A 14,094-nucleotide genomic window follows, 5' to 3' on the forward strand; every position below is an offset into this window, starting at 1 on the left:
GGGCAGCACCTTTCTGTACAGCAACGTTTTCTGCTGGCCGTACCAGCCGTACGAGGAAAATTATGAGACGCCTTCCCGTGTTTTTTGTCCTGGACTGTTCAGAGTCCATGATTGGTGAAAACCTGAAAAAAATGACTGATGGTCTGCAAATGATCGTCGGAGATTTAAGAAAGGATCCACACGCACTTGAAACAGCCTGGGTCTCGGTAATCGCATTTGCCGGTGTAGCCCGTACGATTGTACCTCTTCACGAAATTGCCTCGTTCTACCCTCCCCGCCTTCCCGTTGGCGGCGGTACGAGCCTTGGAGCTGCATTGCGTGAGCTGACCGTGCAAATTGATACCCAGGTCAGAAAAACCACTCATGAGGCTAAAGGCGACTGGAAACCCGTCGTGTATCTCCTTACCGACGGACGTCCGACTGACGACACAACCGCAGAAGTGAAGCGCTGGAAGGATCACTACGCGAGTAAAGTGAATCTCATTGCCGTTGGCCTGGGGCCGTCAGCGGACCTGAATATCCTGCGGCAACTGACAGAGAATGTCATGCTGTTCACCGAATCTCAGGAAGGGGACTTTACCCGCTTCATCAAATGGATCACGGCCTCGGTTACGGCGCACAGCCGCAGCGTCGGGGACGACAAACAACCTGAGCTCAGCCAGACTGAATACATAGTCCGGCTGGCCAAGGACGAGCCAGTAAAAGCGTACGACGAAAACTGCGTTACGCTTACCGGCCGTTGCAGCAAGACCCGTCGTCCGTACCTGATGAAGTATGAACGGCCACCAGCAAGGGTTTCCGGGCTCGATTTCAGTCTGAACCTGAACAGCTTTAATATTGCCGGATGCTATCCCATCGATGAGGACTATTTTGCGTGGTCAGATGCCACCGCTACCGGTTTGCAGGTAAATACCAGCGAACTGCATGGCGTACCGGGTTGCCCCCACTGCGGTAATGCCAGTGCGTTTGCCCTGTGCTCATGCGGAAAGTTGCTGTGTATTGACGGCCCGGATGACGTGATCTGCCCGTGGTGTGAAACAGGCCTGTCATTCAGCAATGATGGCGGAAACACTAACTTCGACGTAAACAGAGGGAGAGGTTGATGTCGCAAAATGCTTTACTTGAAGAGAAGATTATCCGCTTAGTTCTGTCTGAGCTGGGCCACCCTGTTGAAGGTGAGCGGCTTTTACTTCTATCGCAGGACCCATCCCTTACCGAAGAAATTATGCGGCTTAAAGAGCGGATTGAGAGCCTTGCACAGGGTTTATCTGCGCGGGTTAGCGAAGGTGATAACGACGCAGAGATTGCCGCCTCGTCAGCATCCAGTCTTTCCGATCAGCAACAAACGGTCGTAAGTGTTGCTGATAACCCGGGCATTGACGCTACCGATACATCAGCACTGCAACCCCTGCCAGAAAATGAGCCTCATCCTCCGTTCTGGAAGCTGATGCCTTATTACGAATTTGATAAACCAGCACAGAGGGAAGACGAAAACCTGTCTTCCCTGGTATTAAAACCCGGGCAGATACCGACAGGCCAGCAGCGGGCCAGCTTAGCTGTGCCACCTGCCGTTCCCCCGAGAGCTAAAATAACGATCCCCAACGCCCGCGCAGGCGAACGTTTCTCTTCGCCGGTTGCTATCGTTCTGGGTGAGGGCCAGCAGGCTACTGTCAGGGACGTTGTCTTTCCCCGGAACATTGGCCTGTCTTTTGACAAAGAACAGGAGTTGCTGACAGGTACTCCCACCGAAAGCGGCGATATAGAGCTTTCAGTAATCTGGTCATGCACGTCGCACGACGAATGTGAAACAAAACAGCTATTTATAATCAATCCCGATCCGAGAAGCCTGTGGAAGGTGGTAGAGCCACCAGCAGACGCTCCCTACCCTAAGTCCCATCTGGACGCTGCTGGCCTGGTCAGGGGTGATATACGTATTGCTGCCGCCAGTCGCCGGGGACGCTCTCATGAGCATGCCGGAAGCTTCAGAGATGACGACTTCTACATCAACCACTGCCAGGAAACAGGATGGTCTGTCATGCTGGTCGCAGACGGAGCCGGTAGTGCGGTAAATTCCCGGGAAGGCTCCCGGATTGCAGTCAAAACGGCTGGCGATTACCTTTTAAATCAGCTCAGTGGTGTGAAAGGCGTCCATTTAAAGCAGCACATCACGGCGTGGGAAGGGAGCGATCAGCAGGCAACAATAAACGCCATGCTTCATCATTTTAAACAGGCAGCTACGCTCGCGGTCAACAGTATCCAGAACGAAGCCATTTGTGCAGAACAACCTGTGAAATCCTATTCAACAACCCTTCTGGCAACTGTAGCGCTACGAACTGATAACGAGCTGTTTGCGACTGCATTCTGGCTTGGTGATGGTGCGATAGGTGCATACAGCCCTTCCGGTAAAGTCAGGATACTGGGAAATCCCGATAGCGGAGAATACGCAGGACAAACCCGTTTCCTTGACCAGAGCATTATCGCAGACCCCTCGTTTAGCGGCCGCATCAGCGTGGGTAAATGGAATGATGTATCTCACTTGATCCTCATGACAGACGGCGTCTCAGACCCTCTGTTTGAGACGGATAATGGGCTTCGCAGTGACGAAAAATGGACCCGTCTCGTTGATGAGCTCAACCCTGTCCTTACAGACGCCAGTATTGCGCCTGAGAGGTTAGGCGACTGGCTTAACTTTTTCTCCACAGGGAACCATGATGACCGCACTATTGCGGTGTTGTGGTAAGGGATACGCTTTTTCGGTGATCAATATGGCAAATATCGTTACGTGCAAAACAAAGGACGGCGAAACAGTCCAGTATGTTGACGAGGTAATTGGTTCGGGCTCGATGAAGGATGTTTACTTTTCGCCTGATAAATCATACGTCGTCGCTTTTTATCATAAACCGCAGAACGAGCAGGCCCGGGATCGGATTGATATGATCACCGGACGCTACAGGCAAAACATTTTTGGCCAGTCCGGAGGTGAATACTGGAAGGACCTGTTTTGCTGGCCGACCCATGTTGTTGAGCATGGGCATAAAATCGGCATCGTGGTTCCAACCTACAAAAGCTACTTTTTCTTTAAATACGGCTCTAAAAACGATGATTTTCTTGGCATAAAAGGTCGTGAAAAGGAAGGCAAATGGTTTGCCAGCGCCAGCAACCAGAACAAATTTCTCGACCCACGTGAACGAGGCAATACGCTTACCTATCTCAAGGTCTGTCTGCTGCTGACAAGAGCCGTCAGAAGGATGCATGCGGCAGGTCTCTGTCACAGCGATCTAAGCTATAAAAACGTGCTTATCGATCCAGAAATGGGACATGCCTGCATCATTGACGTAGACGGCCTGGTTGTCCCTGGAAAGTATCCTCCCGACGTGGTGGGCACCCCGGATTTTATCGCTCCGGAAGTGGTGAAAACCAGTCATCTTTCCAAAGAGGATCCGAACCGCGTATTGCCAAGCATTACTACTGACCGTCATGCGCTGTCGGTGCTTATCTACATGTATCTGTTCTTCCGTCATCCGCTACGTGGCGGAAAAATACATGACATGTCGGATGAAGTACGTGATGAGACCTTATCTATGGGTGAGAAGGCACTCTTCATTGAACATCCGACAGACAAAAGCAATGCAGTCAAAGTCAGTCAGCTATCGTCCTTTTCACTGCCCTGGGCTGACCCGGAGAAAATTCCTTACACCATCATGGGCCCTTATCTGACACCTTTGTTTGAGCGCGCCTTTATAGATGGCTTACACGATGCCACTAAACGCCCGACCGCCGATGAGTGGGAAAGCGCCCTGGTTAAAACAGTCGATCTGATACAGCCCTGCCAGAACAAGGCGTGTGAACAGAAATGGTACGTTTTCTCGGGTAAGACAAAGCCGGTTTGTCCCTACTGCGGTACGCCATACAAGGGTAAATTACCGGTTCTAAATTTATATTCTTCCCGAAAGGAAGGCAGTTATCGTCCTGACGACCACCGGTTGATGGTGTGGAGCGGGCAGTCAATCTATGCGTGGCATGTGAATCGCCTCATTGCGCCAAATGAGCGTACAACCGATTTGCAAAGGAAACGAGTTGGGTATTTTGTTTTCCATAACGATCAGTGGTGGTTAGTAAATGAAGGCATAAATGGGCTTATGTCATTACCGGATAAACGACAGATTGCCATTGGGGAAAAAATTGAACTGACGAATAACGCTCAGTTTGTTCTGTCAAAGGAGGAAGGCGGCAGGCTGGTCGTCGTTCAGTTAGTAGAAAACTAACGGACGCCCATAACGACTAAAACGTTCTGGCAGCATACTGAACCTGTTTAATGAATCACTATATTAAGCTGTGTCAAATTTAAGCTGCCAGAAAAACTGACTGTCTGTGCCGGATATGCGGTACACCTCCTGCGGCAAGGGTTTAATGCGCAAAGCCCAATTTATTTATAAGAGTGAATAGTTTTGTGGCTCTACCCTGCCGCTCTCCTTTCCTGTGTCATGGTTTTTAACATCTGAAATACTGACATTGTTAAGCCGGTGATTGTATAAGGCGATGCGGACAATCTCATGAAGATATTCAAGTTCGTTTTGTGTCAAGGACTGGCCTTCCTGGGTTTTTGAAATCATTTCCTGCCAGCAGATCAGTCTTTCGTAACTGACATGTTCGCTGTTTTCCAGGCAGTGCAACCTGAAATAGCGAAGGAACAAAGGAAATTCATCGGTCTGAGCGATGTCATAAGCCCGAACCGTTAACCGACACAGACATACAATCGTATCCTGCTGTAACCTGACTAACGCGTTATGACTGCCCGGAAGGATATCAGGCAATTTCATCTTACAGTCAGCAAGGCGCTGAAGAAGAGGCCCTTCCTCTGAAGGCTCCCGTCCCCGATACTCCTGAAGAGGTTCAGATTCAAGTTCATGCATTAATGGATGATATAGCCATTCCCGGGAACTGGTCTCATCAATGATCAGGCTTTCAATGCACTCACTGTATGTTGTTTTACGTCGCCCGAGCTGCACCTGACTGATTTCATATTCAATATCTGGAAGATCGATACGCAATGCGGCAACTCTTTCGGAAGGATGAAGGTGGTCAAAGGTTAACTTCGCAGAAATGCTACGATCCCTGTCCAGAAAGACGGCCACACATAAATCATTAACCTTTACGAACAGATCAGCTGTGCCTCCGAACATACTGCCGCTTCCAATAACCTCATTCAGTGAAACCGGCCCACCATCGTCGCCAGCGAGAAGATTTGGGAAACCAAGAACCTGGTGCTCGTTGATGACTTCAATAATTTTTCCCCGGATGGCTTCCATCAGACCATCACAGTCACCGGCTACAGCAGTACTGTGTGAGAAATGCCAAAGCTTGACCTCCCCCTGCTTTGCTAACAGATCAGTTTTGCAAGCGGGGCAGATGCAGTTACAGTCGATACCCCGGCTGACCTCTGTAATATCTAAAAAGAGTCCTGATTCTCTCTGGAGTCCAAATGGAATACCAAATGTGTAACTCTTACGCATGGCTGCACCCCGTTTTTGATAATTATTCAAACTATATCCGAAATAACGGAGGAGGATTTCTGTAAAACGAATTAAAAGAAATGATTTTTTAGTTTTCCAGATTAATGTTTGACAAGAATCAAATGAGAGCCTTACAAATATGGAGAGAGAAGTTTAGGTAAAGTAACTTTTATCACAACTTCTAAAATTAAGGAGAATATCGGATGTATTTAGCAGTGGGCTTGGCTTATGATTAAAGTCTTTCTCCGAACTTAATAAGAAAGTTAAAAAGACAGGCTATTACAGTGCCTTTAGCCCCGAAAGGGGCATAAACTATTTTCAAATCCAGACACAGTCTTTTTGTTGTGCCAATATCAATAATTACTCGCGAACAAAGGTCCACACACTCGCAGGAACTTTGTCATATAACTTTTTCATTGTCAGTTCAGCTTTACGATGATCATAAGCACCAGAAATTTCAAGAGAGGCGACACCCGAGTTTTTTTCACATAACCTTTCAAATACTTTTTCGAGCGTTTCGAACGAACTACACTTACGGAATTTCATTAAATAAGACTGCTTTGTGTCAGACATAATCAACCTTCTTTAGACAGGCCTCAACTGGCCAGGGATAATCTTAATATCATTTTTCACTTAAGCCTAACGATTTCACAACCTTTTTCGTTGTTTCCACCCTGTTCATAACCAGGTACATGAGTGCTAAAATGACTGTAAATAAAACCAGTGTATCCCGGTGAGCAGGATGAAGAATCAATCAGTGATCAGACAGTTTTCGGAAAGCGAATTGCATCAGCAGCTGGAAACGTTCGGCAACCATGATAAACAGCTTTCACGCTTGATCCGTTACTTTTCCCATCTGAGATACAACACAGCTAAAACCTATCTGCACTGGCTACGAGTATGGAACGAATGGTATCAGGCGAATGCCCGGTTGCATACAGACTGGCCAGTAAGTTCGCTCCCCGTGTCTGAGGAAGCTCTGCTGGCGTTTATGGGGCATCTTGAAGGCAAATTGTCACGAAGCAGCATAAACAGCTGTCTTCAGGCCTTAAACAGTATCCATAAAAAAGGGCTTAACCTGCCCGGGATTATTACGTCTGAAGCATGGTACATGCTGGAAGCCTTAAAACAATCGGAAGCCCGGAAGCGAAAGACGACTAAACAGGCAACTCCCTTTCTTATTGGCGATCTCAAGGCTCTGATAAAGTTACGCAGTACTACAAACTCAGTTCGTAAGCTTCGTGACCTGTGCCTGATCTGGACAGGCTTTGAAACACTGCTCCGTTCATCCGAAATTCGCCGTATACGTCTGAAAGATCTGTCTCTGGATAGTATGACCGGTGAATTTAACCTGACGGTATACCGTACAAAAACGAACATCAGTACACTTCTTACCTACCGGCTGACACGTCAGTTAACTAACTGCCTCTTGAGATTGATGAACCTTGTGAAAATGGATCAGCACAGTCATCCGGATGAATACCTTTTCCAGGCCGTAAATTTCCATGATACAGGCTATATGCCACCCGGCTGGAAGCTTCGGAGTAAAGGGAATGAGCTATCTGAGCTTCTTAAACGGCATAACCTGCCCTACCGTGCTAAACAAAGTCTTCTGAACGATGAAGATGAGGAAGACACTGTGGACGATGCCGGTATGCTCAGCAAAAATTCCCTTTTACGGGCATTTAAAGAAATGTGGAATGAGCTTTATCCAAATGAGACTAAAACCCGTTACTGGACAGGGCACAGCGTTCGTGTAGGCGGTGCGATACAGCTGGATATTGAAGGTTACTCGCTACCACAGATTATGGAAATGGGGAACTGGTCGAATGAAGAAATGGTTATGCGCTACATTCGCAATATTGAAGCTGGTAAAAAAGCCATGATCAAGCTTATGCGAAATGCCTTTGATGAATAGCGCCCTCACGGGCGCATAACTTTATTTTTTCTTGAACGGGTTAAGTCTGGTGAGATTAGAGAGTGCCCCTCCCGGAGGCAAAATTCCCGTCCTTTTATATTTGTACACGCCATTTAATTTCATTGTCTGGATTCCAAGATTAATAAGCGTGACAAGTTTAAGGGTATACAGGAGTGTAAATTGGGGAGCAACCTGAATAAAAACTAATAACAAGCCTGCACACATTACACGTAGCCATGCCGCGTACTCCATGCTCAGCGGACGCTTGAAATAGAATCTTTCGAGCAAATCAACTGTCTTATTACTGATCCACGCCGCCGCCACTGAGAGTAACAACACGATGCACACCATAATGCCCAGTTCCATTTTCACTCCCTTCTCTTTTAGTCTGTTTAAGTTGAGGCTTAGCCACAGTAGTTTTGTTTTTTGCTTTTTTCTTAGGTTTGGTATGGTGAAACAGAAAACAATCCACCATTACCCAACCATTTTTATATCGAGCCACCAGCATCTTCTGGCTGGGGTAATGAGCATGAAACAGCATTTTCACGTCCATGGTGCCCATCAACGACTGTTTGCGCTTTAGCTCATCCTCAGCCATCTGAAATTCTTGTAAGAATTCTGAAGACAGACGCTGACGCAGAATTCTTATGGCACTGGAGTTTTCATCATTCTTTGCCAGGTGCCCGAAGCGTACAAGTGCCTTGTGGGTTATCTGGATGGGTCCCAGATGAGAGCTGAGCTGTTCGTACTGCCAGAAGTAGGTCAAATCCACCTTAACCCAGCTGATGCTGTCCAGCAGAGCCTCGTTCATGATGGTTCCGGACATAGGTACCATTGTCAGCCTGGCCAGACGCATATGTATGTAGTCCGTAAGCAACCTCAGCGACTCAGGAACGTTTTTATTGAGTAGGAGATGCTGAAGCACCGGGGTTGCGGTCTGCCAACACAGATTGCGCCCGTCAGGCAGGAAAGCAAACTTTTGATCGTCAGGCGCAGAGTTCGAAGCGTTTTCCTTACGAAGCAAAAAATAATGGCCGCACAGCAGCTCTGCTCTTACCTGGTCCTCGTCAGGGTCATGTCGGGCTTTACTTAGATCAACGGTTAGCACAACGCGGTTAATCGCATCAGCGTGATATTTTTTTACCCAGACGCAGACACGATAGAGACGCTCATCGATTTTCTGGCTGGCTGTGGAAATCCATTGCATTGTTGTTCCTTAATTTTCGGGGCTGACAATGAAAATGCCCAGCTCAGCCCCCGGCACGAGTTCTGTATATTTCAGGCTCAGCTTCCGTTGGTTGGACGGACCCTGGCTGTTTTCAGGAGCCCAGTCAGAGAGCGTTTTTAATTGAGGTATGTTGCCTGCTGCGAAAATGGGCAAGGATGCTTTTACTACTGAATAATCAGTCTCAGCATATTTATTCCCGTTTCGTTCCTGCCCTTCAGGCCTAAATGCAAAAATGTGAGCAATCGGAACAGGGAAAGAGTTAGTTCGACAAAGGCGATAAGATTCGCCCTGCTTCAGTGGGTGAAATTCAAGACGGTGTAAAGCCTTATCGATATTAGACACGACATTCAAATTGGTAGTTGCTACATTTTTTACTTCTGAGGCTCTCCTGCGCTCCAACAAACTCACAAGTTGCTCTGCTGTTTTAACTTCCTGGTTTCGGTTTAGCCGCCATGAAAAAGTAACTTTTTTAAGCTGGGACTTGATGAAAAGGATATTTCTTGTTGAGTGCATAGCGACAAGGCCCGGGAGCTTCTTGTGCACTTTATCAAAACGGACATTCTTTTTATTATCGATACGCCTCATTGCCGCAGCAAAATCATTTTTTGCTTCGTTTATAGAAGTGATCAAGCTTTCGAGAAGATCTGCTCTTTCGGGGACAATGATTAGACCCGGGTATTTAGTGGTTACTTTGGTGGAATCATGACTTAATGACTCTATGTCATCCACACAGATGTCAGTAAGTGCCTGAATAATTTCCTCAACCGAAGCATCGTCTTTAATACTAACCCTGATGGGTTTAACCTGCTTCAAGCGCTCTTCTGTTCTAGATACGGTGGAGACAGTCATCAGGTTTGCCATCATCGGGGGGGTGTTCGAAAGAAAACACTTGAGCGAGTCGATGCGTTCCAGAATCTGGTCACGAAAATAGGGCAAATCGTCATAACTCATACGTTTCTCCAGGCTCATGTTATTTCCAATCAATTTTGCTGCCCAGGCTGACCTTGCAGAACATAAATGTCATGTAAACCTCTAAAGAAGTCATTTTGAAACAGCTTTCACAGCATGCGATTTATGTTCGATAGGGCTCATGAACAAAGGATGATAATGGAGACGCCATGGATAGTGGATAGTCTTACCCACCTGGGTGATCCGATTGAGGCGAAAACGACCATTTATACAGTCAACTGACCAAAGCCCGGGAGAAACTAACCTCTTCCAGCGGTAAAAAGAGAAACCTGCAACACAGAGGTCATGCTCCAGGAAATGTTGAGTTTCGACGACGCGAACTTTTATCAAAAACCCCAGCATTGGCGAAAACCAGATCAACAACCATGTTGGCGGCAGGATGACTTTGTTCAGGAGATGATCTGTCATAAGCAAGGCAGATAACATCAGAAAACTGATAGTCAACCACAGGGCCATCCAACCGGCCCATACGCGGCTCTGACAGGGTTTCCATTCGAGAAGAAAAAGTTTTTTATGCATTCTGCCCCGCCTAATTTTAATGTATTGCCGAAGTATGCTGCATCATGATGGTGGTGCGGGGAAAGATTTCAAACTTCCACAATTCTGAAGCCGTGTTCCAACCATGAAAGATCCCGTCTCCACAGCGAGTGTTAAAAGCAAGAATTTCATCCCTGACCTGGTAAGCGAGCACTTCTGGCATATCAATAAACTCAGGTAAGGAAAGAAGAATTCCATGGATAACTTCTCCGGTTAACTTACTCATAACCTCTTCCTCAGACAGGGCAGCGTCCGGGAACAAACACAACGGAAGTGAAAAACAACATAGGTCAAGACCAATAGCAGCCCTTCCTGCGTCGTAGCCTTCTTCATTAACGACAAAACGAAAGAATTTTTCTGTCTCACCCCGTAATGATGACGGTCCTTCAGACGGAACTTCAATACCACTGAAGACTTTATCGGTCCAGTTGGTAAAAGGACTGGTGAAAACCCAACAAATTAAGGATAACGCCAGCTCTTCCTTAAACATACGTTCAGTGCCGGTAGTTCTGGAAAGTTGCTTTTGAGTACTCATGTTTTACCTGTTGCATGAAATTATTGATGTTATATAAACACAACCGGCATTTTATCTAATAGGTTTGAAAACACTAAAAATCGCAAATGCTGGTACCTTTCTGTTTTAAGAGATTTTCAAGGTAAAGTGAGGCTAGATCAATTGGCTGGTTCTCTTCAAGACAGGCTCGCACAAGATCTTCAATAGAGACCGAATCAACCCCCCTTCCCTGTAAAATTTCTTTAGCAGATGCCAGCGTTTTATGAACGCTTCGACTTAGTTGTAATCTGACTTGTGTGCGGGTATCAAAAAGACAATCTTCTGTGACACTTTGTGAAACGGTTCTACTCATTGAAAAATCACTCCATTTCTGGGATCGAATGAAAATTAACAGCTATAGATGTATCAGGTTTCCCATTTTCTACGATACTCAACCACGTACGCGCTGAGATTTGTTGTTCACAGACGAGTATGTAACCTGTTCCCTGTTGATGATGTAGCTCAAGAGCTTTTAGGATAGGCTCTGAATGAGGTCCGAGAGCATCACGCGTGTGAATAAGCGTTTGCTCTGGCAATACGTTGCTAAGCATAGACAGCAGAACATTACGCTCATCCTCATTATCCGACAAAACAAGAATTATACGAAAACCCGTTTTTATACGAAATCTGATTTCTGAAACTAACTTTCTTAATCTTAATTTATATATGACCAGGCGGAATCGAGTCATCAGTAAAGAGACCACTGTGAAGATAACGATTACTGCGCCATATTTTGACCTGTAGAACCACCAGTTAAGGCCTCCAGCAACTATCAGGATTAACATTAAAATTAAACTCCCATAGAAAAAAAGTGCTGGGTAGCGAGTTGTCTTTCCTTCAATTAGTGCTGAGGCAAATATCAAAATGGATATTCCGTAAATTACCCAGTCAAAAATACTTTCTCCAATCATTCTTTAGTGAACATCCTTAAAAGTGGAAATGTAGGTTTATGGGTTTATGCATTTTCCTGATGGCCTTGACAACCAAGGATTTCACAGAAATTGTCACAGTGTGAAGCTGTAACAAAGCGCTCTCCACGTTCGAATCGCTCAACCAAATCCTTTCTTACTTCACTTCCAGGTTTCTGGAAGATGTACTCAAGCTGGAGATCCTCGGCCGTTGAAAGTAGTCGTTCTATGCTGAAATCAACATGGTAAAAGCAAAACTGATTATCAACCGGGGGAAAGTTGCTTTTGGTACTGTTCTCGTTTTTGGATTTTAGTTCATTCATGAGCTCTCCTTGGTTGAGAACAGTATACAAATCTCTTTAGGGATTTTTTTTCGTTAATAGCACTTTTTTGAGTTTAAAGAGTATGTTCATACCAGAGCATTAGAGGCTACGAAAAGGATAATGGAATTAGAAAGATAGATTTTAAGTGGTGATGTAAGGTGGGATAGGTAGAAGAGGAGTAGACGCTTGTAAGCGAGGCAAAAAAAAGGCACGGAAACCGTGCCATAAGAGTATGTGAGAAAAAATCAAAATCAGGGAAAGAATCAAGCAGCTTGTGAAACTGAATCTCCAACTGCAAGATTTAAATTTCTTAGGTTATCGAAAACTTCAGATACTAAGTCATTACGGTCGTGGATTTTAATCCGCCCACCGGTTAACTCTGAAACATAAACGGTATGGCAGAGGTCAGTAACCACTTCGCCGTATTCATCAACGACTTCCAAAGATGCAATCATCGGAATATAAGAAGCCGCAGCATAGCTCTCATAAATACTTATTATGGAGTCATTGTTGCGTCGAGAAATTACCCTACCAGAAGGTAAAGCCTCATCTTCCATATAGCAATCAGATAGGTCCTCACAGAAGTCATTTTCTTTAAGTGAAATATTAAGGGTCAATTCACTGTTGATAGAGCGTGAATAAGAATATTCACTCAGTTTATAGCAAGCCAAACTTATATCACTAAAAGTTTCATAAGCTTTATAGAGGCTCGATGTTATAGACTCAGATACAAATGTTATTAGTCCAATAAAATGAGTATCCCAGAACTGTTGCAAAGCAAAACGGGCAATCATAACCTGACCATCAACCTGCATCAGTCTGTTATATTCATCCCGGTCATAACCTTTCGACTGAGAAACATCATTAGACATGCTAAGAACTTCACTACAAACATCATCATATTCAAAACGGCTAGTTGCAAAGTGTTTTCCTGAAATCTCAAGGTACTGACCAGAGACTGCGTCAAACACCTCAAGAAAGTAACAGAGTCGAGATTTTAAAGATTCTCTGTTTAAAGCTTCTATTTCATTCTCAGAGATACTATCGACATATAAATCAACAGCATTCTTGAGTTCAATAGCTTTGATATTACAGGTAAAAGAAAGCTCGTCACTTTGACAATGGCAAACACTTAATACTATATCCGCCTCATCAAAATCTATGCCAAGATAGCTCAGAACTGCTCGGACATAGTTTTTATCATCAGATGAATGTGTCATATACACTACCTCAAATTTGAGAGGAAGTGCCCCAGAAGGGAAGCGACTTCCCCACTGGGTTAGATAAAAGTTTGGTTAAGCTAAAAGAAGATGCCAGCGACAGATTTTACATTGTCATAGACAAGTGTCTTCAGCCAACCAAAGTTACTTTTTTGGACTGAAGCAAAAGGATCATTGAGACGCGTTACGAAAATCGTCAAAAGCTTCAGTTATTAGTAATGTGCGATCAGTTACTCTGTATCGGTCATTACTTTCGAGAGATACGTAAGTTGAATGCGAAGAATCACAGACAACACGCCCTCTTTTATTGATCAATCTTACTTCCATCATCACCGGCACATTGATAATTGAAGCAACATCGGTATAGAGGGATATGAGGGCATCATTGTCACAATATAACGCCCCGTTCCCATCAAATGTATCGTTAAACTTAATATATATATCTGGCATATTTGCCGGATAATCATCAGTATTGAAATCAATGCATAACTATAAGTCATCATTAATACGGCGATTAATCTTATGCTGCCCAACACGTACAAAGCCATGTTCAACAGCTTTGATAATCCTTAAAGTTTCATTAAGACAATCTGTAATTCTTTTCTCGACAAATGAGATAAAGTCACCAAAGTCGGAATGAAAAAACTGTTTAAGTGCAAATTTCGCAACTAACACTTTCCCATCCACCTTCATTTTATCGAGATAAAGATTTCTTATAGCATCAGTAGAAGAATTAGCTTTAGATAACTCTTCACAGTCATTAATAATCATTGAAACAATATCAATAACTTTAACTGGGCTTAAAGTATTACTATATCCGCGAATATCAAACGTAAAAAATCCGAAATTCTTAAATACTCCAAGAAAATAAATTATTTTTTGTTTCAAAAGAATAGAATCGGAGTAAGATGCGTTGTGCTTTATT

General features: G+C 44.8%; 15 protein-coding genes and 1 pseudogene. 4 read left to right on the forward strand and 12 right to left on the reverse strand.

The window, feature by feature from the left end; genetic code table 11:
• Positions 1–62 precede the first annotated feature (62 nt).
• Genes GV764_RS03165 through GV764_RS03175 form a run of 3 tightly spaced genes read left to right on the forward strand, consistent with a single transcriptional unit; the run spans position 63 to position 4,265 of the window.
• Complete coding sequence (locus tag GV764_RS03165; RefSeq protein ID WP_001253656.1) at positions 63–1,103, forward strand: TerY-C metal binding domain-containing protein; 1,041 nt, start codon at positions 63–65, stop codon at positions 1,101–1,103.
• The gene (locus tag GV764_RS03170; protein ID WP_000081060.1) at positions 1,103–2,740 is read left to right on the forward strand and encodes a PP2C family serine/threonine-protein phosphatase; all 1,638 of its coding nucleotides are present in this window, start codon (positions 1,103–1,105) and stop codon (positions 2,738–2,740) included. Before GV764_RS03165 ends, GV764_RS03170 begins: the two co-directional genes overlap by 1 nt.
• Positions 2,741–2,765: 25 nt before the next feature.
• The gene (locus GV764_RS03175; protein ID WP_001284318.1) at positions 2,766–4,265 is read left to right on the forward strand and encodes a helix-hairpin-helix domain-containing protein; all 1,500 of its coding nucleotides are present in this window, start codon (positions 2,766–2,768) and stop codon (positions 4,263–4,265) included.
• A 165-nt stretch (positions 4,266–4,430) separates the two neighbouring features.
• Here the strand turns inward: GV764_RS03175 and GV764_RS03180 are convergent, their stop codons facing one another.
• On the reverse strand, positions 4,431–5,513 hold the full coding sequence (locus tag GV764_RS03180; protein WP_001232447.1) for a competence protein CoiA family protein: 1,083 nt from the start codon (positions 5,511–5,513) through the stop codon (positions 4,431–4,433).
• Between the two features lie 360 nt (positions 5,514–5,873).
• The gene (locus tag GV764_RS03185; RefSeq protein ID WP_001285422.1) at positions 5,874–6,086 is read right to left on the reverse strand and encodes an Hha/YmoA family nucleoid-associated regulatory protein; all 213 of its coding nucleotides are present in this window, start codon (positions 6,084–6,086) and stop codon (positions 5,874–5,876) included.
• A 169-nt stretch (positions 6,087–6,255) separates the two neighbouring features.
• Between GV764_RS03185 and GV764_RS03190 the strand changes: the two genes are divergently transcribed.
• Entirely contained in the window at positions 6,256–7,431 is a 1,176-nt protein-coding gene (locus GV764_RS03190; protein ID WP_000795949.1) for a tyrosine-type recombinase/integrase, read from the forward strand.
• Positions 7,432–7,452: 21 nt separating this feature from the next.
• On the opposite strand, the gene GV764_RS22055 is transcribed toward GV764_RS03190, so the two are convergent.
• The 10 genes and pseudogenes from GV764_RS22055 to GV764_RS22060 form a co-directional block, all read right to left on the reverse strand.
• A complete protein-coding gene (locus GV764_RS22055) occupies positions 7,453–7,797 on the reverse strand; it encodes a hypothetical protein (RefSeq protein ID WP_001805195.1) in 345 nt (114 codons plus the stop codon).
• Positions 7,733–8,638, reverse strand: coding sequence for a hypothetical protein (locus GV764_RS03200; RefSeq protein ID WP_001198595.1), 906 nt, complete (start codon positions 8,636–8,638; stop codon positions 7,733–7,735). The genes GV764_RS22055 and GV764_RS03200 overlap by 65 nt, the downstream gene beginning before the upstream one ends.
• 9 nt (positions 8,639–8,647) lie before the next feature.
• Positions 8,648–9,610, reverse strand: a complete 963-nt coding sequence (locus GV764_RS03205; protein WP_000119428.1) for a DNA replication terminus site-binding protein — start codon at positions 9,608–9,610, stop codon at positions 8,648–8,650.
• A gap of 90 nt (positions 9,611–9,700) precedes the next feature.
• Complete coding sequence (locus GV764_RS03210; RefSeq protein ID WP_000549069.1) at positions 9,701–10,147, reverse strand: hypothetical protein; 447 nt, start codon at positions 10,145–10,147, stop codon at positions 9,701–9,703.
• Positions 10,148–10,163: 16 nt separating this feature from the next.
• Positions 10,164–10,700, reverse strand: a complete 537-nt coding sequence (locus GV764_RS03215; protein WP_000107167.1) for a hypothetical protein — start codon at positions 10,698–10,700, stop codon at positions 10,164–10,166.
• Positions 10,701–10,773: 73 nt separating this feature from the next.
• Positions 10,774–11,031 (reverse strand): hypothetical protein, encoded by a 258-nt coding sequence (locus GV764_RS03220; RefSeq protein ID WP_001371933.1) that lies wholly within the window; start codon positions 11,029–11,031, stop codon positions 10,774–10,776.
• A 7-nt stretch (positions 11,032–11,038) separates the two neighbouring features.
• A complete protein-coding gene (locus GV764_RS03225) occupies positions 11,039–11,629 on the reverse strand; it encodes a hypothetical protein (RefSeq protein ID WP_000578891.1) in 591 nt (196 codons plus the stop codon).
• A 44-nt stretch (positions 11,630–11,673) separates the two neighbouring features.
• Complete coding sequence (locus GV764_RS03230; RefSeq protein WP_001004201.1) at positions 11,674–11,949, reverse strand: hypothetical protein; 276 nt, start codon at positions 11,947–11,949, stop codon at positions 11,674–11,676.
• A gap of 263 nt (positions 11,950–12,212) precedes the next feature.
• The gene (locus GV764_RS03235) at positions 12,213–13,169 is read right to left on the reverse strand and encodes a hypothetical protein (protein ID WP_000149830.1); all 957 of its coding nucleotides are present in this window, start codon (positions 13,167–13,169) and stop codon (positions 12,213–12,215) included.
• A 489-nt stretch (positions 13,170–13,658) separates the two neighbouring features.
• Positions 13,659–14,094, reverse strand: a pseudogene (locus GV764_RS22060) (hypothetical protein); the annotation flags it as partial.

The organism is Atlantibacter hermannii, from assembly GCF_009907385.1.
Lineage (GTDB): Bacteria > Pseudomonadota > Gammaproteobacteria > Enterobacterales > Enterobacteriaceae > Atlantibacter > Atlantibacter hermannii_A.

Bases quoted from the DNA above. Each gene is read 5' to 3' on its own strand.
- GV764_RS22055 (WP_001805195.1), bottom strand. From the start codon at position 7,797: ATGGAACTGGGCATTATGGTGTGCATCGTGTTGTTACTCTCAGTGGCG.
- GV764_RS03205 (WP_000119428.1), bottom strand. From the start codon at position 9,610: ATGAGTTATGACGATTTGCCCTATTTTCGTGACCAGATTCTGGAACGC.
- GV764_RS03165 (WP_001253656.1), top strand. From the start codon at position 63: ATGAGACGCCTTCCCGTGTTTTTTGTCCTGGACTGTTCAGAGTCCATG.
- GV764_RS03220 (WP_001371933.1), bottom strand. From the start codon at position 11,031: ATGAGTAGAACCGTTTCACAAAGTGTCACAGAAGATTGTCTTTTTGAT.
- GV764_RS03180 (WP_001232447.1), bottom strand. From the start codon at position 5,513: ATGCGTAAGAGTTACACATTTGGTATTCCATTTGGACTCCAGAGAGAA.
- GV764_RS03235 (WP_000149830.1), bottom strand. From the start codon at position 13,169: ATGACACATTCATCTGATGATAAAAACTATGTCCGAGCAGTTCTGAGC.
- GV764_RS03215 (WP_000107167.1), bottom strand. From the start codon at position 10,700: ATGAGTACTCAAAAGCAACTTTCCAGAACTACCGGCACTGAACGTATG.
- GV764_RS03210 (WP_000549069.1), bottom strand. From the start codon at position 10,147: ATGCATAAAAAACTTTTTCTTCTCGAATGGAAACCCTGTCAGAGCCGC.
- GV764_RS03175 (WP_001284318.1), top strand. From the start codon at position 2,766: ATGGCAAATATCGTTACGTGCAAAACAAAGGACGGCGAAACAGTCCAG.
- GV764_RS03190 (WP_000795949.1), top strand. From the start codon at position 6,256: ATGAAGAATCAATCAGTGATCAGACAGTTTTCGGAAAGCGAATTGCAT.
- GV764_RS03185 (WP_001285422.1), bottom strand. From the start codon at position 6,086: ATGTCTGACACAAAGCAGTCTTATTTAATGAAATTCCGTAAGTGTAGT.
- GV764_RS03200 (WP_001198595.1), bottom strand. From the start codon at position 8,638: ATGCAATGGATTTCCACAGCCAGCCAGAAAATCGATGAGCGTCTCTAT.
- GV764_RS03170 (WP_000081060.1), top strand. From the start codon at position 1,103: ATGTCGCAAAATGCTTTACTTGAAGAGAAGATTATCCGCTTAGTTCTG.
- GV764_RS03225 (WP_000578891.1), bottom strand. From the start codon at position 11,629: ATGATTGGAGAAAGTATTTTTGACTGGGTAATTTACGGAATATCCATT.
- GV764_RS03230 (WP_001004201.1), bottom strand. From the start codon at position 11,949: ATGAATGAACTAAAATCCAAAAACGAGAACAGTACCAAAAGCAACTTT.